We start from the raw sequence: 24,676 nt of genomic DNA, 5'->3' as shown, positions 1-24,676 counted from the left end.
GCGGATGCCGTTACGCGGGGCGGCGGGCCTCATCGACGAGGAGGACCGGAATGCCGTCCCGTACCGGGTAGGCCAGGCCGCAATCCGTGCCGGTGCAGACCAGCTCGGGACTGTCGGCTGCCGACCGGTCATCGAGCGGAGAGTGACAGGCCGGGCAGGCGAGGATCTCCAGAAGGCCGGCTTCGAGCGGCATGGGGTGAGTCCCTTCAAGCATTCGAACAAGCGGTTCGGGCGACGTCAGCCTACCGCCGGGGTGCGGGGGGCGCGGCCAGGGCCGGGGGGTGGGGGTGGGCGGGGCGGGCGCCTGCGGCGGGGCCTGTTCCCGTACCCGCCCCTTCCCGAGCCGGCCGGGCCGGCCCCGCTCCTCAGACTCCAAAGGAGGTGACATTGCCGGGTGGGCCGCAATCGCCGGACAGGGCAAAACCGCCGGACTCGCCCTACGAGGCCCGTGCCCGGACCAGTGCCAGCACCTCGTCCCGTACCGCCGTCATCGTCTGCTCGTCCCGGGCCTCGACGTTCAGGCGCAGCAGGGGTTCCGTGTTGGAGGCTCGGAGGTTGAACCACCAGTCCGGTCCCGTGACCGTCAGGCCGTCCAGGTAGTCGGTCGTGACACCGTCGCGGGGTGCGAAGGATTCACGTACCGCTGCCGTGCGGCCCGGCTGGTCGGCGACCGTGGAGTTGATCTCGCCGGATCCGGTGTAGCGGTCGTACTGGGCGACCAGTTCCGACAGTGTGCCCGGCTGGCCGCCCAGCGCGGCCAGGACGTGGAGCGCGGCAAGCATGCCCGTATCGGCGTTCCAGAAGTCACGGAAGTAGTAGTGCGCGGAGTGTTCGCCGCCGAAGATCGCGCCGTGCTCGGCCATCTCCGCCTTGATGAAGGAGTGGCCCACGCGGGTACGGACCGGGGTCCCGCCGTTCTCGCGGACGACCTCGGGGACCGAGAGGGATGTGATCAGGTTGTGGATGACGGTGCCCTTGCCGCCGTTACGGGCGAGTTCGCGGGCCGCGACCAGGGCGGTGATCGCGGACGGGGAGACGCCCGCGCCCCGCTCGTCGACGACGAAGCAGCGGTCGGCGTCGCCGTCGAAGGCGAGGCCCAGGTCGGCGCCCTCGGCCACGACGCGGGCCTGGAGGTCGACGAGGTTCTTCGGGTCGAGGGGATTGGCCTCGTGGTTGGGGAACGTGCCGTCGAGCTCGAAGTACATCGGCACGAGGTCGACGGGGAGCTCCGCGAAGACGGTGGGGACGGTGTGACCGCCCATGCCGTTGCCCGCGTCGACGACGACCTTCAGCGGGCGGATCGATGCGAGGTCGACCAGGGACAGCAGGTGCGCGGCGTAGTCGGCGAGCGTCTCGCGCTCGGTGACGGTGCCGGGGGTGGCGGCCGGTTGCGGTGTGCCGGTCTCGGACCACTTCTCGACCAGGGCGCGGATCTCGAAGAGCCCGGTGTCCTGGCCCACGGGTGCGGCTCCCGCCCGGCAGAGCTTGATGCCGTTGTACTGCGCCGGGTTGTGCGAGGCGGTGAACATCGCGCCGGGGAGACCGAGGCTGCCGGAGGCGAAGTACAGCTGGTCGGTCGAGCAGAGGCCGATCATTGTGACGTCCGCGCCGCGCGCCGCGGCGCCGCGTGCGAAGGCTCCCGAGAGGCCGGGCGACGAGGGCCGCATGTCGTGGCCGATCACGATCGCGTCCGCGCCCGTCACCTCGACGAACGCCGCCCCGAACTGCTCGGCCAGCGATTCGTCCCACTGGTCGGGCACCACTCCGCGCACGTCGTACGCCTTGACGATCTGCGACAGATCAGCAACCACGGGCCGGTCCTCCTGAGATTTCTTCGGACCGCCCAAACTACCCGGCGGCCGTTCGGGCGGGCCGTGGGGTCTTGTGGCTGTGCGGCTGTGCGGTTGCCCGGCTGTGCGTACGGTGACCGGGGGCGGCCCGTTGCCGCTTTGTCCTCATTGCCGGGCGGGGTTGAGTGCCGTGCCGCTCAAGGCAGCATCCAGCCCAGCGCCGTCGTGCTCTGTGCCGGCACGATCAGGCACATCACAAGCAGCAGTCCCAGGCTCCACGGCAGCACCTTGCTCAGCAGGTCCCCCTCGCGTCCGGCCGGGCCGACCGCCGCGCACGCGATCGTCAGGTTCTGCGGGGAGATCATCTTGCCGAGCACCCCGCCGGAGCTGTTCGCCGCGGCCGGCAGCTCCGGTGAGAGACCCGATTCGCGTGCCGCCGAGACCTGGGGGGCGCGGAAGAGAGCGTTCGCGGAGGTGTCGAAGCCAAAGACCGCGACGTCGAACCAGCCGAGCGCCGGCGAGAGGAAGGCCGGTCCGGCACCTGCCGCGGCGAGGAGGGCCGGCAGCGGGGTCCGGCGGCCCACGACGCAGGCCACGTCGTCCAGCGGCAGCCGGTGATCCGGGCAAGGGTCACCACGGGGGTACCCATGGCGCCGAACGCGACCGGTGCGGTGTTGGCCACGAGCGAGACGACGGCCGCCTTCACCGGGTCGAAGCCGAGCGCCACCAGTCACGGAGGAGATCGCGACGGGCGCACCGAATCCGGCGAGAGCTTCGAGGAGCGCGCCGAAGCAGAAGGCGATGACCAGCACCTGGATGCGAGGGTCGTCCGAGAGCTTGCCGAAGGAGCGGCGGAGGATGTCGAAGTGCTGGGTACGCACGGTCATCCGGGACGCCCAGAGGGCGTTGACGACGATCCACATAGTGGGGAAGAGCCCGAAGAGCACGCCCTGAGCGCCTGCGGAGAGGGTCTGGCCGAGGGGCATGCCGTACGCGAGCGAGCCGACGGCGACCGCGACGGCGAGGCCGACGAGTCCGGCGCGGTGTGCCCGCATCCCGGCCGCCCCGAGCAGCACCAGCACGGTGACCAGGGGAAGCGCCGCGACCAGAGCGGACAGGGTGAGCGAATCGGCTACGGGTTCGAGTTGCTGGACAGACACACAGGCCTCCCCGGATTCCGTGATGCGGGAAGCTGTTTCTCACGACGAGGAAATAGTCGTGTCCACGACAAATTTTCGCCAATGGCCCGTACATGAAAACTTGAACGGGAAATCACGGACCGGTCGCACCGAACGGCACGGCGTGCTTCAGGACTCCGGTGAGCGCAGCACCCGCAGATGGCCGCGGCGAGCGACCCCCGCCGGGTCCGCGGTCTGCGGGCCCCCGCCCCTGCCGTCGGCTCCGCGGTCGTGCGGCCGCGCCGCTTCCCGCACGGCATTGGCAAGCGCTTCGAGGTCGTCACCGCTGGGGCGCGTGGGAGCGGAGGGGTCGGAGAGCCTGACGACCTCCCAGCCACGTGGTGCGGTCAGCCGCTCACTGTGCTCGGCACAGAGGTCGTAGCAGTGGGGCTCGGCGTAGGTGGCGAGCGGGCCGAGGACCGCAGTCGAGTCGGCATAGACGTACGTCAGTGTCGCGACGGCAGGGCGGCCGCACGCGGTGCGCGAACAGCGACGTACAGGGCTCACGATGTTGGACGGTACCGCACTCTTGAGCGGGCTGCGACGACTCTCCCTCAGGTCACCCCACCGTGTCGCCCTGTGACCTCCGGCACAACCGCCTTCCGGGCAGTCCTTCTGACCTGCGGAGGAACCCGGAGGCGCAGACCGTATCGGCAACGATTGCGGTCACCATTCGGCACAAAAGCTGTCATTCAGCATGAGGTCAACGGTCAAGAGCTGGGCCTGAATCGGGCTCCCGTTTGGCCGAATTGTTCAGGATTGGACATGTCGACGCCCCGTCAGGGAGCAGCGATCCACGTGCGCCGCAGAGAGTTACCCTGCGTCAGTGATGGACAGTCCCGTACCTCCCCACCAGTCCGAGCCGCGCCCACACCGTCGTGACCGCCATGGCCGCGGCATGCGCGGGCCCGTCGCCCCGCCCCAGGTGCCGCTCTCGGCCAGCAGGGCGGAGAACTTCCGTGATCTCGTGCAGGATTCGGTGGAACGGCTGGAGCGGCGCTGGCCTCAGCTGGCCGATGTCGACTTCATGGTGCTCGATGTGCCGGGGACTCAGGAGGAGACCGTACCGCTGGGGCGTGCGGTCTCGGCGGAGAAGGACCGGCCCGCGCAGATCATCATCTACCGCCGGCCCGTCGAGATCCGTACCAAGAGCCGCGACGAGCGCGCCCTGCTGGTGCACGAGGTCGTGGTGGAGCAGGTCGCGGACCTGCTCGGTCTTTCGCCGGAGTCGGTCGATCCGCGGTACGGGCAGGAGTAGGAGCGGCGGTACGAGCGGGCCGGCGCCCGGTCCCACCCGTACCGCCCGCCCGCTCAGTCGTCCAGGACCGACAGGTCCTGCTCGACCGCGGGTACCTCGACCGTTCCGTCGTCGTCCGGCAGGGTCTGCACGGTGAACATCTGGATGCCGTCCTGCGGCAGGGCGAGCATGCGTGCGGCGTGGACCGGGCCGCCCGACTGCGTCTGCACCGTCAGCGCGTAGCCGCCCTTGAGCCCGGACGGTACGGGCGGGGTGACCGCGAGCGTCGTACCGCCCTTGACCGTGTACGTCTTGACGGTCTGTTCGCCGCCGCCGCTGCCCGCGGAGGCGGTGACCTTCACGGTGGCGGTGGCGCCCGGCGCGGTGAGCGAGAGTGTGGAGCCCTTGGCCCGGTTGTCGGCCGCGGTCGCCTGTGCGCCCACCGGGCCGGTCGCCGGGATGTAGGCGACCTCCTGCGCGTCGCCCTTGCCGCGGACCACACGCAGCGCGGCCACCACCGGGGTGTCCTTTTCGCCCCGGGTCGGGGTGAGCAGCAGGGAGCCGGCTTCTCCCCTGGTGATGTCCTTCAGGTCGACGCCCGCGGTCATCCTCGACTTGACGTGGAGGTCCTCGTGCCCGGCCGGGGAGATCGCGCCGGTCTTGCCGAGCAGTTTCACCGTCAGATCGGCGTCGTCGTCGCCGGGTGCGAACGCCACCAGGCGGACCGAGGTGGCGTCCGCCGGGATACCGGGGAGCACCAGGGTGCCCGTCGGGTCGGCCGAGGCTGCCAGCCAGTCGCTGCCGGCCTCTTCGTCCGCGGCCCTGACGACCGCGCCGACGCGTCCGGTACGGGTGGTGACGTGGACGGTCACGTCCTCGGCCACCTTGCTGGTCAGCGTGGAGATCAGGACCGGGACACTGGACCGGGCGGGCACCGTGATGCCCTCGCCCACATCGGACTTGAGGGTGCCGTCCGGACCGTACAGCTCGATGTCGGCGACGGCCGCGGTGTCGTCCGGGTTGGTGAGGTGGACGTAGTCCTCGCGGGACTTCGCGGTGCTCGCGGCCGGGAACCAGAAGTTCGTGTCGGGTGCGGTGCAGCTGACGCCGAGCAGGCCGCGGGCACCGCCCGCCTCGACCGTGGTGGTCTGCTGGGTGGTCCAGCCGGGGGCCAGGCGGCCGGTGGCGGTGCCGACCAGCGCGGGGGTGTCGGCGCCGGACTCGTCGGCCGTGGCCGGCTTGCCTGGCTCCTTGAGGGAGACGACCGGCTTTCCGGGATCCGCCTTCGCCTTGTCCTTCTTGTCCTTGTTCCCGCCCTTGTCCGTGGCGTCGTCGGCCGTCGTGGACGTGGACTGCCTCAGTTCGGCCGTACCGGCCTCGCCGCCGCTGCCGCCCGCCGGGGTGAACGACGTGTATGTCGTCTCCGCGAGGTCCGAGAGACCGGGCGCCGGGCAGAGGAGGCTGGACCGTTCCACCGGCAGCCGGGTGGCGGCCTTCGCCTCCGTCGTGCCCCCGTCGCCGGGCGCGGTGAGCGCGGCGAAGCCGGTGACGGCGGCGAGGGCGACGGTGCCCGCGATGAGGGACAGGCTGGTGGACTTCACTCGGACTCGCCTCGCGATGCGTTACCGGTCGGCCACGGGTTCTGGCCCGGGGCGGGGTTCTCGTCGGGGTTCTGCGGGTCGTACTGGCCCTGTCGGCCGCCCTGTTGGCCGTAGTGGGCCTGGGGGTCGTACGGAGCCTGTGGGTCGTACTGCGGGGGTTGGGGGGCGTACTGGGCCTGCGGGTCGTACTGCTGTTGTTGTTGCTGCTGTTGCTGCTGCTGCGCGTAGCCGTACGGGTCGTAGGCGTTCTGCTGGTACGGGTCGGCGGTCGCCTGGTGCTCCTGCTGCGTGCCGTACTGGCCGTCCTGGTACTGCTCGCCCTGGTACTGCTGGTAGTCGGCGCCCTGGTACTGCTGCGCGTCCCATTCTCCGTACTGCTGCTGCGGCACCGCCGCGTACTGACCGCTGTCGGCCTGCGGGGCGAACACGTCCTGGTCGTCGGTCTGCTGCGGATGCGGTTCGGCCGTCTGCTGCGCGGGGATGTACTCCCCCTCCGCCGCCTCGGCACTCCCGCCCGGCTCCGACTCGGTCTCCGCCTCCGCCTGGGCGGCCGCGCGCAGCCTGCGTGCCCGACGCCCCTCGCCCGCGACCGGCTCCGTGGGGACTGCCATGGCCTCCTCGGGCAGGTCGTCGTCGATCTCCCGGCGGCGGCCGGGCAGGGCGAGGACCACCAGGACCACGGCCAGCGCGGCCTGGGCCCAGATCCAGGCGGTGTGGGTGAGCGGGGTGTTGTACGTGAGGTCCAGGGTGCCGCCCTCGGCGGGGAGCTCGAAGCCCTGGGCCCAGCCGTCGACGGTCTTCCGGGTCAGGGCACGCCCGTTGAGCGTGGCCTCCCAGCCGGGGTCGGCGGCATCGGCGATCCGCAGCACCCGGCCGGAGCCGCCTGCCGGAATCTTTGTGTGCGCCTCGACGGGGAGGGAGCCCACGGGCAGCGGTTCGTCGTCGGCGCCGGACGGGATGATCATGACGCGGGCGACCTGCCGGTCGACCCGCCACAGCGCACTGCCGTCCAGCTGGCTCAGCCGGCTGAGGCCCGGGGTCGCGTCGAGGACCCGGCTCATCTCCTTCGGAGCGCCGTCCCGTACCAGTACGTAACGGATCGCGAAACCGCTGAGCTGGCTGCCCTGGTCGGCGCCGGAGCCCGCGACCAGATTGGCGACGACCTTGTCGAGGTGGCTGTTGCTGCCGCCCGCCTCGGCCAGCTCCGCGTCACCGAGCCGCGCGCCGGAGCCGCGTACCAGGGTGTAGGAGACGGCGGCGGGCGATGTGCCGCCGAGGACCAGGGTGCGGGGCTGGTCGCGGGTGGTGCTCTCCTCCGCGACGAACGCGGGCACCTGCACCGGGTCGCGGCGCTCCAGCGGGCCCGCGGCACCGCCGATCATCCAGCCGGCCGCGGCCAGCACCGGGGCGAGGCCCGCGGCGAGAGCGATCAGCACGGCGACGGGCTGGCGCCAGCCGAAGCTGAGCTCGGCGACGCGTACCCGTGCGCCGTCCGCGCCGACCAGCGCGGCGACGATCAGTGCGATGCCGTAGACGAGGGTGGCGGGGCCCGCCCAGCCCGAGCCGTTGGCGAGAGCGGCGAAGACCAGTGCCACCAGCGCGACCGCCCACGCGGTGCGTACCGCGAACTGCCGCTCCCCGCGCAGCAGCGCCGCCAGCGCGGCGAACACGATGCCGAGCAGCAGCACACCGCCCGCGGCCTTGGGGCCGCCGGGGCTGATGCCGAGCAGGTCGAGTGCGGAGGCCGTGCCCGTACCGATCTCCAGGCCCGCCTCCTTCAGGAAGCCGGACGGGCTGGTGAGGAGCGTGAGTGACCAGGGCGCGAGAACCAGCAGCGGGGTGCCGATCGCGGCGAGGAAGCGGAGCCCGTACGCGGCGATGTCGTCGCGGCGCAGTGCGAGCACCCCGATGCCGAGGACCACGGCGAGCGGCCAGACGATGGGCGTGAAGGCCATCGCGATGGTGAGGAGCAGGGTGTACGCCCAGGTGGCGCGCCAGCTGCCGCGGGCGTCGCCGACGGCGCGCATGCCGTGCGCGGAGACGGCGGCACGGGCGATCAGCGGGAGCAGGACGGCCAGTACGGCGGTGCCGAGGCGGCCCGTCGCCAGTGCGCCGGTCGCGGCGGGCAGGAAGGCGTACGCGATGCTCGCCCAGGCCCGCAGCAGCCTTGATTCGAGCAGCGGCCGGGAGACGAAGTACGCGGTGAGCCCGGCGAGCGGGACCGAGCAGACCAGCAGCAGCGTGAGCGCGAAGCCGGTCGAGCCGAGGAACAGCGCGGACAGGGCCGAGATGACGGCGAGGTAGGGCGGTGCGGTCTGCGTGCCGCCGGTACCGACCGTGTGCCAGCCGTTCGCGTACCTGCCCCACAGCTCAAAGACGTCGGCGGGCGCGGCCAGCAGTGCTCCGCCCGCCAGCGCTCCGCCACCGAGCAGGCTGCGGCAGGCGACGAGCGAGACGAACAGCAGAAGGGCGAAGAGCATTGGGCCCGGCTTGCGCCCGATCCGCTTCAACCGCGCGAACTGCTCGATCTCCAGGAAGTCGGCGTCGTCGCCACCGGGACCGGACTCCACGGCGCCGTGCCGTGAGCCGCTCGAGTCGGCATCGGAACCACCGCCGAAGTTTCCTGCGACCTGCTCGACGGTGGCACGGACGGTGGCGCCGGGCGGCGGGAAGAGGCCGCGCAGTTCGGCCTGGTCGACAGCGCCCTTGCCGCGGCTGCGTCGGGCCGAGAGGATCCGCCCGGGGCGCAGCAGGGTGCCGAAGAGCCCGGCGACCTCGTCGAGGGCCTGGCCGGGCACCTTGCCGACGAGATAGGCGAGGGTACGCAGCAGGGTGCCGAGGACGAGCCGGAGCATCACCCAGGGCAGGGCCTTGGCGCGTGCGTTGACCAGCATCGTGTAGACGGCGCCGGCCTTGTCGACACGGTGCGGGGAGGCGACCGAACGTCCTGCGCAGTCGATGGGGCGGCGCTCGCGGGCGGAGGCCTCGGCGTGCCTGAGGACGGCGTCGGGGGCGACGAGCACCCGGTGTCCGGCGGTGTGCGCGCGCCAGCACAGGTCGACGTCGTCACGCATCAGCGGGAGGCTGCGGTCGAACCCGCCGAGCTCCTCCCAGATGTCACGGCGGATCAGCATGCCCGCGGTGGAGACGGAGAGCACGGTACGGACCTGGTCGTGCTGGCCCTGGTCCTGCTCGCGCCGGTCGAGTCCGGTCCAGCGGCGACCACTGTTGGCGATGGAGACGCCGACTTCGAGCAGTTGCTTGCGGTCGTACCAGCCGCGGAGCTTGGGGCCGACGATCGCGGCGTGCGGGTCGGTGTCGACGACGCGCAGCATCTCGGCGAGCGCGTCGGGTTCGGGTGCGCAGTCGTCGTGGAGCAGCCAGAGCCATTGCACCGGTTCGCCGTGCGGCAGTTCGGGCAGGTCGTACGCGTCGTCGCGCCAGGACCTGCTGACGGGGTCCCAGCTGCTGGGGCGCTTCAGGTACGGCAGGTCCTCGGGGGTGAGGAAGCCGGCCGTGCGGGTCGCCTCGTCGACGGCGGTGCCGAAGCTCGTACGGCGCGCGAGGTGCAGGACCCGTTCGGCGCCGAGGGCCTCGGTGACCAGCCGCGCGGAGTCGTCGGCGCTGCCGGTGTCGGCGGCGACGACGTTCTGTACGGGGCGTTCCTGCCCGAGCAGCCCGGCGAGCGCGTCGGGCAGCCAGCGCGCGCCGTCGTGGGAGACGAGCACGGCGGTGACGACATGCCGGGGGAACTCTGGGGCGGCGGCAGCCGCGTACGGCGCCGTCGATTGGCTGTGCACGGACATCGAGGTACGGGCCCTCCGGCCGGGTCCGGGGGGCGTCCCCCCGGGGGCTGCATCGGTGTACACGCGCGCTCCGTCGGGGCGTTGGCGCGTCTCGGACGGAGCCCCACACTAACGGTACGGATAACCGCGGTGCCGCCGAGCGGTTGAACGAGGGCCGTGACGGGGCGGTGGTGGAGCGGCGGGCACAGTGATGGCCCGTCGCCTGCGGGGTGTGCAGGCGACGGGCCATGATCGGTCGCGGTCCGGTGGGCGGCCGGTGCGCGCTTCGTACGCGGTGTTCTGTTGTTCCGGTGGTCCGCGGTCAGACGGCGGCCTTCTTCAGGCGGCGCCGTTCACGTTCCGAAAGGCCGCCCCAGATTCCGAACCGTTCATCATTGGAAAGCGCGTACTCAAGGCATTCGGACCGGACTTCACAGGCGAGACAGACCTTCTTGGCCTCGCGGGTGGATCCGCCCTTCTCGGGGAAGAAGGACTCGGGATCGGTCTGGGCGCACAGTGCGCGCTCCTGCCAGCCGAGTTCCTCGTCCGCGTCCTCGACCAGCAGTTGCTGGAACAGCTCGGTCATGTGCGCCCCTCGTCTGTCTCTTGCGTCCCCGTGATGCAGCCGTTACTGATTGCGGCCGAACGACACGAGTGAAATTACAAGTGTGTAGCTCCAGGCCAGTCAAGCGAAGATCTGCTATTGGCCCCGGTATTCACCCTCCGGAACCAAGGGTATGCGGAAAGTGTGCAAATCACCAAAAACCTGACATATGCCACGGGGCCCACCGCGCCCCCTCTCTCACCAAGTGAGACGACCGGGGCCACCCTCATGTTTCGATTCGATCACCGAAGCGATCAAGATCACAGTCGGGTCACGAGACCCCAACGACGTTTGGGGACGCGGCTGATGCGCCACATCTCCGCCGCGGCGACTGCACAAACCTTTCCCCGCCTGCAGTAACCGGATGAGGTGAAACATTACCCCCAAATCGGGCATTGGGTTGACAGCAGAGGATCGAGCCGGTCTCCTTGACTGCATGCCAGCGACCGCAGCGATGTACGCCACCCACGTCCGTGGGTTCCGCACCGCTGTCCAGGCGCGCTGTTGCTGTTCCAGCTGTCACAGCTGTTGATGCCGTAGGGCACCGGCTCTGATCCAGCTCCTCCTTTGCAGAGCTTCTCGCACAGCGTCTCCGTAGAGCTTCCTCTCTGCGCCTGCGCGGCTCTCCGGTCTCCGGTCTCCGAGACACCCGCACATGCACCCCCATGCCGAGGAACCACCGTTTCCATGAACAGCGACAGCGACCTTCAGATCGCCGGCGACATCCTTGAGGTCCAGCACCTCCTCCAGCCGGCCCGCGAGCACCCCTCCACCGTGGCCGAGTTCGTCGGACTCGCCCGCAGCATCGCCGCCGACCGTGCGCAGTGGGCACCGCTCGTCCGGTACGACACCACCACCCGCTGGTACCACCGGCTGCGCACCGTTCCCCAAGCCCTCGGCTCCGCTCAAGCAGGAGAGACCCCGCTTGGTTACGAGGTCTGGCTGCTCAGCTGGGTGCCCGGCCAGGGCAGCGGGCGCCACGACCACGGCCCGTCCTCCGGCGTACTGACCGTCCTGGACGGTCAGTTGACCGAGCAGACCGAACGCGGGACGCGGACGCTGGAATCGGGCGCGCAGCGCGTCTTCGCGCCCGGCTATGTGCACGAAGTGGTCAACGACTCTCTCGAACCAGCCGTCAGTCTGCACATCTACTACCCGGGTCTGACCGAGATGCCGATGCACACCGCGCAATGCGCCCCGGCGGCCATGGATGTCGTACCCGCCTGACAAACTGCTGTACATGCGCATTGTGGTTCTGGCCGGCGGTATCGGTGGTGCTCGTTTTCTGCGTGGCCTCAAGCAGGCCGCGCCCGACGCGGACATCACGGTGATCGGCAACACCGGTGACGACATCCATCTGTTCGGGCTGAAGGTCTGCCCCGACCTCGACACCGTGATGTACACCCTCGGCGGTGGCATCAACGAGGAGCAGGGCTGGGGGCGTACGGACGAGAGCTTCCAGGTCAAGGAGGAGCTCGCGGCCTACGGCGTGGGGCCCGAATGGTTCGGGCTCGGCGACCGCGACTTCGCGACGCATATCGTCCGTACGCAGATGCTGGGCGCGGGCTATCCGCTGAGCGCCGTCACCGAGGCGCTCTGTGCGCGCTGGAAGCCGGGGGTCCGGCTGCTGCCGATGTCCGACGACCGGGTCGAGACGCATGTAGCGGTCGACATGGACGGCGAGCGCAGGGCGATTCACTTCCAGGAGTACTGGGTGAAGCTGCGCGCCTCGGTCGAGGCGCAGGCGATCGTGCCGGTCGGCGCCGAGCAGGCCAAGCCGGCGCCGGGCGTGCTGGAGGCCATCGCCGAGGCCGATGTCATCCTCTTCCCGCCGTCCAACCCCGTCGTCTCGGTGGGGACGATTCTTGCCGTGCCCGGCATCCGGGAGGCGATCGCCGAGGCCGGGGTGCCGGTCGTCGGCCTCTCCCCCATCGTCGGGGACGCGCCCGTGCGCGGTATGGCGGACAAGGTACTCGCCGCGGTGGGCGTCGAATCGACGGCTTCGGCCGTGGCCACGCACTACGGTTCCGGGCTGCTCGACGGGTGGCTCGTCGACACGGTGGACGCCGGGGCGGTCGCCGCGGTGGAGGCCGCGGGCATCCGCTGCCGTTCCGTGCCGCTGATGATGACCGATGTCGACGCGACGGCGGAGATGGCCCGGCAGGCGTTGGTGCTGGCCGAGGAGGTACGGGCGTGAGCGCCGAGGCCTCCGGTTCTTCCCCGGCGCCGTCCTACCGGGTCTGGGCGCTGCCCGGGATGCCCGAGGTGCAGGCCGGGGACGATCTGGCGAAGCTGATCGCCGCCACCGAGCCGGGGCTGGCCGACGGCGACGTCCTGCTGGTCACCTCGAAGATCGTCTCCAAGGCGGAGGGCCGGATCGTCGAGGCCACCGACCGGGAGGCGGCGATCGACGCCGAGACGGTACGGGTGGTGGCGCGCCGCGGCACGCTGCGGATCGTCGAGAACCGACAGGGTCTCGTCATGGCCGCGGCCGGGGTCGATGCCTCGAACACCCCCGCCGGAACGGTGCTGTTGCTGCCCGAGGACCCGGACGCTTCGGCGCGCGCCATCCGGGACGGGCTGCGGGACACCCTCGGCGTCGAGGTCGGGGTCGTCGTCACGGACACCTTCGGGCGCCCGTGGCGCAACGGTCTGACCGATGTCGCGATCGGGGCGGCCGGGGTCCTGGTGCTGGACGATCTGCGCGGCGGCACAGATGCGCACGGCAATCCGCTGAGCGCGACCGTGGTCGCCACCGCCGACGAGCTGGCCTCGGCCGGTGATCTGGTCAAGGGCAAGGCTTCGGGGCTGCCGGTCGCCGTGGTGCGAGGGCTCGGTCATGTCGTGGACCCGACGGATTCCGCGGGCGGTGCCCGGGCGATGGTGCGGGTCGCGGCCGACGACATGTTCCGGCTCGGTACGTCGGAAGCGGTACGGGAAGCGGTGACCCTGCGGCGTACAGTGCGCGAGTTCACCGACGATCCGGTGGACCCTGGGGCGGTGCGGCGGGCCGTGGCCGCGGCGGTGACGGCGCCGGCGCCGCACCACACGACGCCGTGGCGGTTCGTCCTGCTGGAGTCCGGGGAGTCGCGGACCCGGCTTCTCGACGCGATGCGGGACGCCTGGATCGCGGATCTTCGCCGGGACGGCCGGAACGAGGAGTCGATCGCGAAGCGGGTGCGGCGGGGCGATGTGCTGCGCCGGGCGCCGTATCTGGTGGTGCCGTGTCTGGTGATGGACGGCTCCCACACGTACGGGGACGAGCGGCGGGACACCGCGGAGCGCGAGATGTTCGTGGTCGCCGCGGGTGCGGGTATCCAGAACTTCCTGGTGGCGCTGGCGGGCGAGCGGCTCGGCTCGGCGTGGGTGTCGTCGACGATGTTCTGCCGCGATGTGGTGCGTGAGGTGCTGGACCTGCCGGGGTCGTGGGATCCGTTGGGGGCGGTCGCGGTGGGGCGGGCGGCGACCCGGCCCGTGGCTCGGGTCGGACGGGATGCGGAGGGGTTCGTCGCGGTGCGGTGAGGTGGTGGGGGTGGGTGTTTCTTCTGCCCGCCGCTTCCGTGAACCGGGGGCTCTGGCCCGGGGCCCGGCCCTCAAGCGCCGGACGGGCTGGGGGGCCTGTGCCGTTACAGGCGGGCGATGTCGCCTCGGGTCATTCGAGGGGCCCGGCGGGGTGGGGTGTGGCCCGATAGCAGGATGAGGCGGGTGGCTCGGTGGCGTTGGCCCTCGTAGGGGGTGAGGAGGGCCAGCATTTCTTCGTCGTCGGCGTTTCTGTTGCCTGCCAGGGCGTGGCCGACGATGCCGGGGAGGTGGAGATCGCCGACCGTGACCGCGTCCGCCGCTCCGTTTGACCGTTGGAGGGTCTCGGCCGAGGTCCAGGGGCCGATGCCGGGGATCAGTTCCAGGCGGGCCATGGCCTCCGGGAGCTCCATGGCGGCCGCCTCCTCCAGGCGGCGGGCCACGCGTACCGCGCGCAGGATCGTGGTCGAGCGTTTGGCGTCGACGCCTGCGCGGTGCCATTCCCAGGACGGGATCAGGGACCAGGTGCGGGCGTCCGGCATGACGTGCAGGCCGAGGGCGGTGAACGCGGCGTGGTCCGTGGGGCCGGGCGCCGGGGTGCCGTGCTTGCGGACCAGGTAGCGCCAGGCGCGGTAGGCCTCGTCCGTGGTGACCTTCTGTTCGAGGACCGACGGGATCAGGGACTCCATGACCAGGCCGGTGCGCAGCAGGCGCAGGCCGGGGCGGCGGTGCCGGGTCAGGGCGAGCAGCCGGTGGCGCGGGCGGAAGGCGTCCGGGTCGTCCGTCGCGCCGAGCAGCGCCGGGAGCCCGTTCAGCAGCCAGGGTGCGCCCGGTCCCCAGGCAGCCGCCTCGATCCGGCCGCCCCGGGCCGTGACGCGGAGGGTTCCGGGGCCCGCGGGTGTGCGGCCGGCCCGCCAGACCGCGCCGTCCCGGGTCATCCGGAAGGTGGGGTCGGCGGGGCCGCGGCGCAGCGGGCCGAGGACCAGGCGCAGGTCGAGCGGGCCGGGCGGGGTCCAGTCGCGGGTCAGCGCGTCCGTCGCCGGAGCCGCCGCCTGGTGGGGGACTGCCGCGCGAGGGGCACTGCGGGGTGCGAATCGTCCTGCCACGGTGAGGTCCTCGGTCGTCGGGATGCCTGTCGAGGGTAAGCGCAGTGGCGGGTGCCCGGTTATTCGTCCGACGAGAAACGCACCGCGGCGTCCGGCAGGACCGCCCCGCACCAGATACGGATGCCGTCGCGCAGTTCGTTGTCGGCGCCGACCCGGGCTCCGTCCCCGATGACCGCGCCGGTCAGCACCGTACGGCTGCCGATCCTGGCACCGGCTCCGACCAGCGAGTCCGTGATCACGGCTCCCGGTTCGACGACCGCGCCGGCCAGTACCGCGGATCCGTCGATCCGGGCTCCTTCGCCGATCAGGGCGCCCTCTCCGATGACCGTACCGCCGCTGAGTTTGGCATCGGCGGCGACGGAGGCCGTCGGCAGGACGAGCTGGTCGCCGCACCGGCCGGGGACGGCCGGGGAGGGTGCGCGGCCCAGGACCAGGTCGGCGGAGCCGCGTACGAAGGCCTGCGGGGTGCCGAGGTCCAGCCAGTACGTGGAGTCGACCATGCCCTGGAGGTGTGCGCCGGAGGCGAGCAGTCCGGGGAAGGTCTCGCGCTCGACGGAGACCGGCCGGCCGGCCGGGATGGTGTCGATGACCGACCGGCGGAAGATGTACGCCCCCGCGTTGATCTGGTCGGTGACGATCTCCTCGGGCGTCTGGGGCTTCTCCAGGAACGCGGTGACCCTGCCGCTGCCGTCCGTCGGTACGAGACCGAAGGCGCGCGGGTCCTCGACCCGGGTGAGGTGGAGGGAGACATCCGCTCCGGATGTGGTGTGCGAGGCGACCAGAGTCCGGATGTCGAGGCCGGTGAGGATGTCGCCGTTGAAGATGAGCACCGGTTCGTCGGGGCCTGCCGCGAGCCGGGACGCGACGTTGCGTATCGCTCCGCCGGTGCCGAGCGGTTCGCGTTCGGTGACGTACTCGATGTGGAGGCCGAGCGACGAACCGTTGCCGAAGTACGGTTCGAAGACCTCCGCCAGATACGACGTCGCCAGCACGATGTGCTCGACCCCGGCGGCCCGGGCGCGCGCCAGCTGGTGCGTAAGAAACGGGACGCCCGCCGCCGGAACCATGGGCTTGGGAGTGTGCACCGTGAGCGGGCGCAGCCTGGTTCCCTTGCCGCCGACCAGGAGGATCGCTTCTCTTGCCTCTGTCACAGCGCTGACTCTGCTTCCTGGTGGGGCCTGGCCTGGTTTCGGCTGGCCAGTTTATGCAGACCGGTCGGGTCGTCCCCGGTCAGCAGCTCGCAGCGGTCCGCAGCGGCATTCCGCGGTGTTGCGTTCAGCGGCCCTGCAGATGGGCGGAGCTGGTCCGGGCCGAGCCGAGCTTCTTGTAGAGACGCGCTCCGGGGCATTCGGTTGCGAAGCCGTCCCGATGGCCGGAGATGACGTCGAGTTTGACCTTCTTTCCCTTCTTGAACTTGTTCCCGCCGCCCGAGACGAGTGTGGTCCTGCCCTGCGGGTTGGCTCCGAACAGGCCGAGCTTCCATGCGGTGAGCTTCGCGATGGCGTTCACCGCGGCGGCGGGAGGGTTCGAACTGGTGAAGGTTCCGAGCACCGCGATGCCGGTGCTGTTGCTGTTGAAGCCGCGCGTGTGCGCGCCCAGGACGGCCTTCGTCACGCCGCCGGCACGTCCTTCGTAGATGTTTCCGCACTTGTCGACGGCGAAGTTGTAGCCGATGTCGCGCCAACCGCCGCTCTTGACCTGGTAGCGGTAGATGCCTCGCAGGACGGAGGGCGCCTGGGTGCACTTGTAGCTGTTGCCCGTGGCGCTGTGGTGGATGAACGCGGCCTTGACGCTCTTGGTGTACACGAAGGCGCGCTCCCGGAGCTTCTCGTCGGCTCCCCAGCCCTTGCGAGTGATGATGCGCGGCCGGGGTCCGATGTACGGCTGGGCGCCGGGCGCGAGTCCGGCCTCCGCCTCGCTGCGTGCCTCGGTCTGCGCCTTGCTCAGGGCGGGGAGCACGCTCCCGTCGAGCGGTGTGGTCCGGTCGTCGCCGGTATCCCCGGCCTCGGCGCCCGCCGCGCGGAGCGGCTGCGGGTCCTTGCCGGGGTCGACGAGTTCGAGGCGCAGACCGGTGGGCAGCGGTACGGCGGGGGCATTCCGGTCCTGCGGGTCGGTGGATTGAGGGCGTACGCGGACCGCGACGCCGTCCGATGCGCCCACCCAGAGCGGGGCGGTGGAGCCCCGGACGGTCCCGGACTCGCGCTCGGCGCTCCCGGGGTCCGCGGCGTGCTCGGCGTTGTGCGTCTCCAGCTCCTGCCAGCCCGACCAGCGGGTGGTGCCGAGGGCACGGGTGCGGACCTGGACGGTGCCGCGGAGCTCGGTGTCCACGTCGTCCCAGACGACGCCGACCATGGAGAAGGGACGGACCTCGCGCTCGGGCAGCCCCTGTTCGCCGGCCTCGGCCGTCCGGGTGGGTTCGCCGGTGGCCCGGCCGGAGGGTGCCGGCAGCGGCGACAGCGGCAGGGACTGCGTCGAGCCCGGCGCATCGGGGGGTTCGAGGGACTCGGCGGGGGCGGTGTGGGTGTCGGGGACGGCGCCCGCGGGCACGGCTGGCAGCAGTACGAGAACGGCCGCACAGGTGACACCGATCGAGGATGCAAGGAAGGCACGCATACAAACGATCCTGGGCACATTCCGACAACTCCGGCTACCGGGACATCTCCGTACAATTGACGGGCCGTCTGCCGAACCGGTGTACCCGGCGCCCGTCGCCCCCACCCGGCCCGGCACCGCCGCGTACCCTTGCGCGGATGAACGCCACCGACCGCACCCCCGCCGACCTGCTGCGTTCCGCGCTTGCCACGGACCCGGCCCGCCCCTTGGTCACTTTCTACGACGACGCCACCGGAGAACGCGTCGAACTGTCGGTGGCCACCTTCGCCAATTGGGTGGCCAAGACCGCCAACCTTCTGCAGGGCGACCTCGCCGCGGAACCCGGCGACCGGCTCGCCCTTCTGCTGCCCGCGCACTGGCAGTCCGCGGTCTGGCTGCTCGCCTGTTCCTCGGTCGGCGTGATCGCCGATGTGCAGGGCGACCCGGCCGGCGCCGACCTCGTCGTCAGCGGCCCGGACACACTGGAGGCCGCGCGCGCCTGCCGCGGCGAGCGGGTCGCTCTGGCACTGCGCCCGCTGGGCGGCAGGTTCCCGCAGGCACCCGAGGGTTTTGCGGACTACGCGGTCGAGGTGCCGAGCCAGGGCGACCGGTTCGCTCCGTTCGCCCCCGTGGACCCGGACGCCCCCGCACTGGCGGTGGGCGGTGCCGAGCTGACGGCGGCGCAACTGTTGGCGCGGGCCCGCGAGGATGCGGCCGCTCTCGGCCTGACCGCCGGGTCGCGGCTGCTGACGGGACGTACGTACGACACCTGGGAAGGCCTGAGCGCGGGGCTCTTCGCACCGCTGGTGACCGGGGGGTCCGTGGTCCTGTGCCGGCATCTGGGGCAGCTGGGCGAGGACGGTCTGGCAAAGCGCGTCGAGAGTGAACGGGTCACCAACACCGCTGTATGACAAGCACCCTGAGGACCACTCGTCCGGCCCATACCGGGTCGAGTCCTCGGGGCTGCGCTTCAACTCCGGTACATGATCGGCGGTACAGACCACTCGGGACACAACCAAGCGTGAGGTTCAGCCGTCTACTCCTGCGACCGGCGGCCCAGCGCGCCGCCGAACGTGAAGGATGGACGCAGACGTGAGCGAAAGCGCCGGCCCGCCGGACGACTCCGACGACTCGGTGACGGGCAACTCGCAGGCCGGGGACGGCTCCGACGCCACCCCGGAGCTCCTCGCCGGACACAGGCGCCGCTGGCTGCGCTGGACCGCACTCGGAGTCTCGTTCGTGGTCCTGGCCTCCGCGGGCGCCGGCTGGTGGCTGTACCGGAAGCTCGACGGAAACATCAGGACCGACACTTCGGCGGCCGCCGAACTGAAGGTGTACGAGCGGGAGCGGCCCGCCTCCGTGGTGCACGACGCGGAGAACATTCTGCTCATCGGCTCCGACAGCCGGGCCGGCGACAACCACAAGTACGGTCGTGACGACGGCGGCAGCCAGCGCTCGGACACCACGATCCTGCTGCACCTCGCCGCGAACCGGAAGAGCGTCACAGCGATGTCCCTGCCGCGCGATCTGATGGTGGAGATCCCGGTCTGCCACAAAGCGGACGGTACGGCCACGAAGAAGCAATTCGCCCAGTTCAACTGGGCCTTCGAGTTCGGTGGCACCGCCTGCACGGTCCGTACGGTCGAGAAGTTGACCGGCGTCCGGATCGACCACCAGATGGTCGTCGACTTCAACGGCTTCAAGGACATGGTCGACGCCGTGCACGGTGTCGAGGTCTGCCTGAAGAAGCCGGTCGATGACACCGACGCCCATCTGAAGCTCCCCGCCGGGCGCCAGAAGCTCAACGGTGAGCAGGCGCTGGGGTACGTACGGGCCCGCAAGTCCATCGGCAACGGCAGCGACACCGAACGGATGGACCGCCAGCAGCAGTTCCTGGGCGCGCTGGTGAACAAGGTGCAGAGCAACGGCGTCCTGCTCAATCCGACCCGTCTCTACCCGGTGCTGGACGCGGCCACCAAGGCGCTCACCACGGACCCGGGCCTGGACAGCCTCAAGGACCTGTACGAGCTGGTGCGCGGCCTGCGCGAGGTACCGACCGACAAGGTGCAGTTCCTGACCGTCCCCCGGCAGCCGTACGCCGCCGACCCGAACCGGGACGAACTCGTCCAGCCCGATGCGGAACGCCTTTTCAAGCGGCTGCGCGAGGACACCCCGGTCGCCGTGGTCCCGGCGGACCGGCTCAAGGGTGACGACGAGAAGAACAACAGGAAAAACAATGCCGCGACCGATACGCCGGACGCTTCGGGACCGAGTCCCACACCGACCTATTCGGGCAACAACGCGGCGGCCGACCTGTGCAAGCAGTAAAGCAATTCCCAAGCAGAAGTCGGTGATCGGCGTGTAATGAGCAGAATGACCAGTTGTAAGGACCGTGGAATTTGTCACGCTCGTCGCTCGACGCCGAACCGGGCCGATAGTGTGACGCGATCCAGTGCTTCCGGCCGCCAGGCCGCGCACTTCTGGAGCGAAAGATCGAGCGCCTGATCGGGGGAGGCGCCTCGCGTGGCACCGACGGAGGACTCAAGAAACCGTGGATGCGCAAGGCCGTGGGCGGGCGGATGAAATCGACCCCGCAGACCAGTGGGTTCTCAACCCGCACACCGGCGATTACGAACTGCGACTGAATCATTCCGGAGCGGATTCGGCCAGCACTTCCCAGTCGTCCGGTCCGCGTATTCCCAATCGCAGAAAACCTGTCCATGACGGTGGCGGCGAGCGCAGAGGCACGGCCCGTGACGGCAGTGGCGAGCGGCAGCGTCCGGCCCGTGACGGGAATGAGTCCGCCCCGCGCCGCGAGGTTCCGGGACAGCGAAGCCGCCGTTCGGCCAATGGCTCGCGCGGCCAGGAGGGTTCGGGCCCCGGTGAGAACACGGGCCACCGCAGCCGCAAGGCCCCCAAGGCGCGCCGCAAGAAGGCGCTGCTGTGGACGGGCGGCACGATGGCCTTCGTGCTGGTCGGCCTGTCGGTGGGCGGATACGCGCTCTACCAGCACTTCAACGGCAACCTGAACACCGTCGACGTGGGCGGGGCCGGCAACAAGAACGTCTTCGACAACGACGCCCCGGTCAACATATTGATCATCGGGACCGACAAGCGCACCGGTAAGGGCAACGAGGGGTACGGCGACAAGGGCAGCGTGGGCCACGCCGACACCAACATCCTCTTCCACGTCTCCGAGGACCGCACCAACGCGACGGCGCTGAGCATCCCCCGCGACCTGATCACCGACATCCCGGACTGCAAGGTCAAACAGCCGGACGGCTCGGAGAAGGTCATCCCGGGTACGCCGAACGTCCGCTTCAACCAGAGCCTCGGTCAGGAGGGCCGCAACCCGGGCTGCACCATGGATACGGTCAAGGAGATCACCGGCCTGAAGGTCGACCACTTCATGATGGTCGACTTCAACGCGGTGAAGGAGCTGTCCACAGCGGTCGGCGGCGTCAAGATCTGTCTGGCCAAGCCGGTCAAGGACCCGGACTCGCACCTGGACCTGCCGGAGGGTGAGCACCGGATCCAGGGCGAGGACGCCCTGGCGTTCGTACGGACCCGGCACAGCTTCGGCAACCATGGCGACCTGGACCGGATCAAGATCCAGCAGCAGTTCATCGCCTCGATGATCCGGGAGATGCAGTCGAACGACACCCTGACCAGCCCGACCAAGCTCTACAAGCTGGCGGACGCGGCGACCAAGGCACTCACCGTCGACACCGGCATCGGCACGGGGAAGAAGCTGGCCTCGCTGGCCCAGGAGCTCGGCAAGGTCAACACGAAGAACATCACCTTCACCACCGTGCCGGTGCTCGACAACCCGGCCGAGAAGACACCGATCACCGTCGTACTGAACAAGCCCAAGGCCGACCCGCTGTTCGCCATGATGCGCGAGGACACCTCGCTGACCGAGGTGAAGTCGCAGAAGAAGGCCGCGAAGAGCAAGCAGGACGCGCTCCTCAAGGGTCCCAAGGCCGCCGCGGCCGATGTACGTGTCGATGTGTTCAACGGCGGCAAGATCGCCGGTGCCGCGCAGACGACCGTCGCCTGGCTGCAGAACAACCAGGGCGTGCTCAAGTCCACGAACAAGGCCAACGCCCCGGCGAAGATCGACAAGACGACGCTGGAGTACGCGCCGAACCAGGCGGACCAGGCCCGTGCGCTGGCCGCCATGATGGGCCTGCCCGGCTCCGCCATGAAGAAGGGCACCACGGACGCCGAGGGGCTCCAGGCGATGGTGCTGACGCTGGGCGGCGACTTCAAGGGCACGGGCGTTCCCATCACGGGACCGGCAAAGGCGCCGGCAGATATTCCGCTGGCAAACGCCGACAAGGCAGAGTGCGCCAAGTGACACCGGGTCACTGCGCCAAACCACGAGTCTGAGCAGCAGGGGGGTCCTGGTGGGACGGAGCAGTACGCCTGGGGAGGGGACGCGACCACGCGTCCGGCACGCCGGCCAACTCGGCTGGGACGACGGGCTCTACGAGGACGCCCCGGGGAAGGGGCCGGACTCCGGCGCGTCCGGCGGACGGTCCGCCCCGGCGGACAGCGGCCATCGGCGCGGCGGTTCCAAGCGGCGCGGCAAGAAGGGCAAGCGCCGGGTGCTGCGCTGGGTCGCCGCGGTTCTCGCGCTGTTCATACTCGGCGGCGCGGGCGCCGGTTACCTCTATTACGAGCACCTCAACGGGAACCTCAAGAAAGAGGACCTGAACATCGGTGACAAGAAGATGGCCGAACACAAGGCCAATGCCGCCGGTCAGACCCCGCTGAACATCCTGCTCATCGGCTCGGACGCGCGGGACTCCAAGGAGAACCAGAAGCTCGGCGGGGCCAAGAACACCTTCGGGGCACCGCCGCTGGCCGATGTGCAGATGCTGCTCCATCTCTCCGCCGACCGCAGCAACATGTCGGTGATCAGCATGCCGCGCGACACCCTGCTGAAGATCCCGAAGTGCACCGACCCGAAGACGAAGCACGTCTACCCCGCGACCACGGGCCTGGAGATGACCAACGAGACACTCGGACGCGGCGGTCCCGGATGCACCGTGGCCACCTGGTACGAGCTCACCGGCATCACCATCGACCACTTCATGATGATCGACTTCGCCGGTGTGGTCTCGATGGCCGACGCGATCGGCGGCGTCCCGGTCTGCGTCAAGGGCAACGTCTACTCACACACGAGCACGGGCAAGGGCTCCGGGCTGAAGCTGGAGAAGGGCACCACCAAGATCAAGGGCAAGCAGGCCCTTCAGTGGCTGCGGACCCGCTACGGCTTCGAGGACGGCACCGACCTCGGCCGCACCCACGCCCAGCACATGTACATGAACTCGATGGTCCGTGAGCTGCGCAAGGGCACCAAGCTCACCGACCCGGGCAAGCTGACGGACCTCGCCGAAGCGGCGACCAACGCGCTGACGGTCGACAAGGGCGACAAGGGCCTCGGCAGCGTCACGAAGCTGTACAACCTCGCGGAGGAGCTCAAGAAGCCGCCCACCAAGCGCATCACCATGACGACGATGCCGAACGTCTACGGAACGGGTGTGAACAAGGGCCGGGTGCTCCCCAAGCCCGTCGAAGCCGACCAGCTGTTCCAGATGGTCCGCGACGACATCCCGCTCGACGGCAAGGCGTCCAAGCGCAAGGCCCCGGCCGCCAAGAAGCCCACGGCGTCCCCCGCCGAGATCCCGGTGACCGTCCGCAACGGAACGCGTACCGACACCGACTACCCGGTCAAGGGCCGCGCCTCGGCGGTCAAGGAGCTGCTGAGCGGGAAGGGTTTCACCCAGGCCGCGATCGACACGCAGAACACCGCGGCGGCGAAGCGGACCGGGATCCTCTTCCCCACCGTGGACATGGAGGGCAACGCCCAGGCGGTCGCCAAGGCGCTCGGCATCCCGCTGTCGGCGGTGAAGAAGTCGACCGACGTCTCGGGCATCACGCTGGCCGTGGGTGCCGACTGGCGCGAGGACGGTGACTATCACGGGCCCTCGGCCGAGGAGAAGACCCCGGAGAGCGCACGGGCGCTCAACGGCGACGACGAAACGGCCTGCATGGACATCCAGCCGGGCTTCGGCTGGTAGCTCCGGACGGGGCACAACGCACTGTGGGGGCCTTCCGGCACATCGGAAGGCCCCCACGCCGTGTCGGCGGCTGTCCCTACACCGTGACGGCCGGGCGTCGGCTGGCGATGACCTTCTTCGCCAGCGAGCGAGGGCTGGTCAGGAAGCCGTACCCCCACGACATGTGCATGGTCGCGAGGGCCACCGGGATCTGCGCCCGCGCCTTCAGCGACAGGCCCTTGCCCGCCGGGACGGACCCGGCGACGATCGCCGCGGCGTACCCGGCGGGAACGACGAACGCCCACGGGGTGAGCGCCGCACCGACCACGATGCCCGCCGCGATCGCGCAGACAGCGGTGGGCGGTGCCAGGTAGCGCAGATTGATCGAGCCGGAGTGGTAGCGGGCGACGACGTGCCGCCAGCGGCCGTAGTCCTTGTACTGCTTGGCGAGCGCCTTGATGGAGGGCCTCGGCCGGTACTGCACCTTCAGCTCGGGCGAGAACCAGATCAGACCGCCCGCCTCGCGGATGCGGAAGTTCAGCTCCCAGTCCTGGGCGCGGATGAACTCCACGTTGTAGCCGTCCGCCTTCTCCAGGGCCTCACGGCGGAACACACCGAGATATACGGTCTCCGCGGGGCCTGCCTGGCCGCCGGTGTGGAAGGCCGCGTTGCCGACACCGATCTTCGACGTCATGGCCGCGGCCACGGCGTCCTCCCAGGCGTTCTCGCCCTCGGCGTGCATGATGCCGCCGACGTTCTGCGCACCGGTCTCCTCCAGGAGGCGGACCGCGGTCGCGATGTAGTTCGGCGAGAGCATGCCGTGACCGTCGACCCGCACGACTATGGGGTGGCGGGAGGCCTTGATCGCGGCGTTGAGGGCGGCGGGGGTGCGACCGGTCGGGTTCGGGACGGTGTGGACGCGGGGGTCCTCGCGTACCAGCTCAGCGGCGATCTCGTCCGTACGGTCCGTGGAAGGGCCCAGCGCGATCACCACCTCCATCTCACCTGCGTACTCCTGCTCCAGGATGTGCCGGACGGAGTTCCTGAGATGGCGTTCCTCATCGAGCACCGGCATGATCACGGAGACGGCGGGGTGCTGCGCGGCAGACATGGTGATCCTCGGGTGGTCCTCGGGGGCGCCGGGGGTTCGCACCCCACCAGGCGGCGTTATTCGGCCGCCACGTTACCGCGAATGG

General features: G+C 70.4%; 18 protein-coding genes and 1 pseudogene. 8 read left to right on the top strand and 11 right to left on the bottom strand.

Features of this window, described 5'->3' with window-relative positions; translation table 11 throughout:
• Window positions 1-10: 10 nt before the first annotated feature.
• The 4 genes and pseudogenes from IEZ15_RS27855 to IEZ15_RS27840 form a co-directional block, all read right to left on the bottom strand.
• Entirely contained in the window at window positions 11-193 is a 183-nt protein-coding gene (locus tag IEZ15_RS27855; RefSeq protein ID WP_030927015.1) for a Trm112 family protein, read from the bottom strand.
• 244 nt (window positions 194-437) lie between these two features.
• The gene (locus IEZ15_RS27850) at window positions 438-1,811 is read right to left on the bottom strand and encodes a phosphomannomutase/phosphoglucomutase (protein WP_189279856.1); all 1,374 of its coding nucleotides are present in this window, start codon (window positions 1,809-1,811) and stop codon (window positions 438-440) included.
• A 176-nt stretch (window positions 1,812-1,987) separates the two neighbouring features.
• Window positions 1,988-2,950 (bottom strand): annotated as a pseudogene (locus IEZ15_RS27845) (L-lactate permease).
• Between the two features lie 147 nt (window positions 2,951-3,097).
• Window positions 3,098-3,475: a DUF3499 domain-containing protein gene (locus IEZ15_RS27840; protein ID WP_189279855.1), complete on the bottom strand. Its 378-nt coding sequence runs from the start codon at window positions 3,473-3,475 to the stop codon at window positions 3,098-3,100.
• Between the two features lie 322 nt (window positions 3,476-3,797).
• Between IEZ15_RS27840 and IEZ15_RS27835 the strand changes: the two genes are divergently transcribed.
• Window positions 3,798-4,226: a metallopeptidase family protein gene (locus IEZ15_RS27835; protein WP_114244853.1), complete on the top strand. Its 429-nt coding sequence runs from the start codon at window positions 3,798-3,800 to the stop codon at window positions 4,224-4,226.
• Window positions 4,227-4,279: 53 nt separating this feature from the next.
• On the opposite strand, the gene IEZ15_RS27830 is transcribed toward IEZ15_RS27835, so the two are convergent.
• From IEZ15_RS27830 to IEZ15_RS27820, 3 genes are all read right to left on the bottom strand, one after another.
• Complete coding sequence (locus IEZ15_RS27830) at window positions 4,280-5,806, bottom strand: DUF5719 family protein (RefSeq protein WP_189279854.1); 1,527 nt, start codon at window positions 5,804-5,806, stop codon at window positions 4,280-4,282.
• The gene (locus IEZ15_RS27825) at window positions 5,803-9,612 is read right to left on the bottom strand and encodes a glycosyltransferase (RefSeq protein WP_189279853.1); all 3,810 of its coding nucleotides are present in this window, start codon (window positions 9,610-9,612) and stop codon (window positions 5,803-5,805) included. The genes IEZ15_RS27830 and IEZ15_RS27825 overlap by 4 nt, the downstream gene beginning before the upstream one ends.
• A gap of 301 nt (window positions 9,613-9,913) precedes the next feature.
• Window positions 9,914-10,177, bottom strand: coding sequence for a WhiB family transcriptional regulator (locus IEZ15_RS27820; RefSeq protein ID WP_030927001.1), 264 nt, complete (start codon window positions 10,175-10,177; stop codon window positions 9,914-9,916).
• 705 nt (window positions 10,178-10,882) lie between these two features.
• Between IEZ15_RS27820 and IEZ15_RS27815 the strand changes: the two genes are divergently transcribed.
• The 3 genes from IEZ15_RS27815 to IEZ15_RS27805 are packed head-to-tail and all read left to right on the top strand — an operon-like array spanning window position 10,883 to window position 13,717.
• The gene (locus tag IEZ15_RS27815) at window positions 10,883-11,422 is read left to right on the top strand and encodes a cysteine dioxygenase (protein WP_189279852.1); all 540 of its coding nucleotides are present in this window, start codon (window positions 10,883-10,885) and stop codon (window positions 11,420-11,422) included.
• A gap of 13 nt (window positions 11,423-11,435) precedes the next feature.
• Window positions 11,436-12,392 (top strand): 2-phospho-L-lactate transferase, encoded by a 957-nt coding sequence (gene cofD / locus IEZ15_RS27810; protein ID WP_114249066.1) that lies wholly within the window; start codon window positions 11,436-11,438, stop codon window positions 12,390-12,392.
• Window positions 12,389-13,717 (top strand): coenzyme F420-0:L-glutamate ligase, encoded by a 1,329-nt coding sequence (locus IEZ15_RS27805; RefSeq protein WP_189279851.1) that lies wholly within the window; start codon window positions 12,389-12,391, stop codon window positions 13,715-13,717. Before cofD ends, IEZ15_RS27805 begins: the two co-directional genes overlap by 4 nt.
• Window positions 13,718-13,821: 104 nt before the next feature.
• Here IEZ15_RS27805 and IEZ15_RS27800 read toward each other — a convergent pair whose 3' ends face one another.
• The 3 genes from IEZ15_RS27800 to IEZ15_RS27790 form a co-directional block, all read right to left on the bottom strand.
• Complete coding sequence (locus tag IEZ15_RS27800) at window positions 13,822-14,820, bottom strand: DNA-3-methyladenine glycosylase family protein (protein ID WP_189279850.1); 999 nt, start codon at window positions 14,818-14,820, stop codon at window positions 13,822-13,824.
• A 59-nt stretch (window positions 14,821-14,879) separates the two neighbouring features.
• Window positions 14,880-15,971, bottom strand: coding sequence for a mannose-1-phosphate guanylyltransferase (manB, locus tag IEZ15_RS27795; protein WP_189279849.1), 1,092 nt, complete (start codon window positions 15,969-15,971; stop codon window positions 14,880-14,882).
• Window positions 15,972-16,095: 124 nt separating this feature from the next.
• Window positions 16,096-17,433: a peptidoglycan recognition protein family protein gene (locus tag IEZ15_RS27790; protein WP_189279848.1), complete on the bottom strand. Its 1,338-nt coding sequence runs from the start codon at window positions 17,431-17,433 to the stop codon at window positions 16,096-16,098.
• A gap of 137 nt (window positions 17,434-17,570) precedes the next feature.
• Between IEZ15_RS27790 and IEZ15_RS27785 the strand changes: the two genes are divergently transcribed.
• The 4 genes from IEZ15_RS27785 to IEZ15_RS27770 all read left to right on the top strand — a co-directional run bounded on the left by IEZ15_RS27785 (window position 17,571) and on the right by IEZ15_RS27770 (window position 23,501).
• A complete protein-coding gene (locus tag IEZ15_RS27785) occupies window positions 17,571-18,323 on the top strand; it encodes a TIGR03089 family protein (RefSeq protein ID WP_189279847.1) in 753 nt (250 codons plus the stop codon).
• A gap of 181 nt (window positions 18,324-18,504) precedes the next feature.
• Entirely contained in the window at window positions 18,505-19,740 is a 1,236-nt protein-coding gene (locus IEZ15_RS27780; protein WP_229846140.1) for an LCP family protein, read from the top strand.
• Window positions 19,741-19,963: 223 nt separating this feature from the next.
• Window positions 19,964-21,772 (top strand): LCP family glycopolymer transferase, encoded by a 1,809-nt coding sequence (locus IEZ15_RS27775; RefSeq protein ID WP_189279845.1) that lies wholly within the window; start codon window positions 19,964-19,966, stop codon window positions 21,770-21,772.
• Between the two features lie 49 nt (window positions 21,773-21,821).
• Window positions 21,822-23,501, top strand: a complete 1,680-nt coding sequence (locus IEZ15_RS27770) for an LCP family protein (RefSeq protein ID WP_189279844.1) — start codon at window positions 21,822-21,824, stop codon at window positions 23,499-23,501.
• A gap of 76 nt (window positions 23,502-23,577) precedes the next feature.
• Here IEZ15_RS27770 and IEZ15_RS27765 read toward each other — a convergent pair whose 3' ends face one another.
• Window positions 23,578-24,591, bottom strand: coding sequence for a glycosyltransferase family 2 protein (locus IEZ15_RS27765; protein ID WP_114244864.1), 1,014 nt, complete (start codon window positions 24,589-24,591; stop codon window positions 23,578-23,580).
• Between the last annotated feature and the right edge of the window lie 85 nt (window positions 24,592-24,676).

It is taken from the genome of Streptomyces atratus (genome assembly GCF_014648655.1).
Lineage (GTDB): Bacteria > Actinomycetota > Actinomycetes > Streptomycetales > Streptomycetaceae > Streptomyces > Streptomyces atratus.
This window is presented reverse-complemented; position numbering and strand designations above follow the sequence as displayed.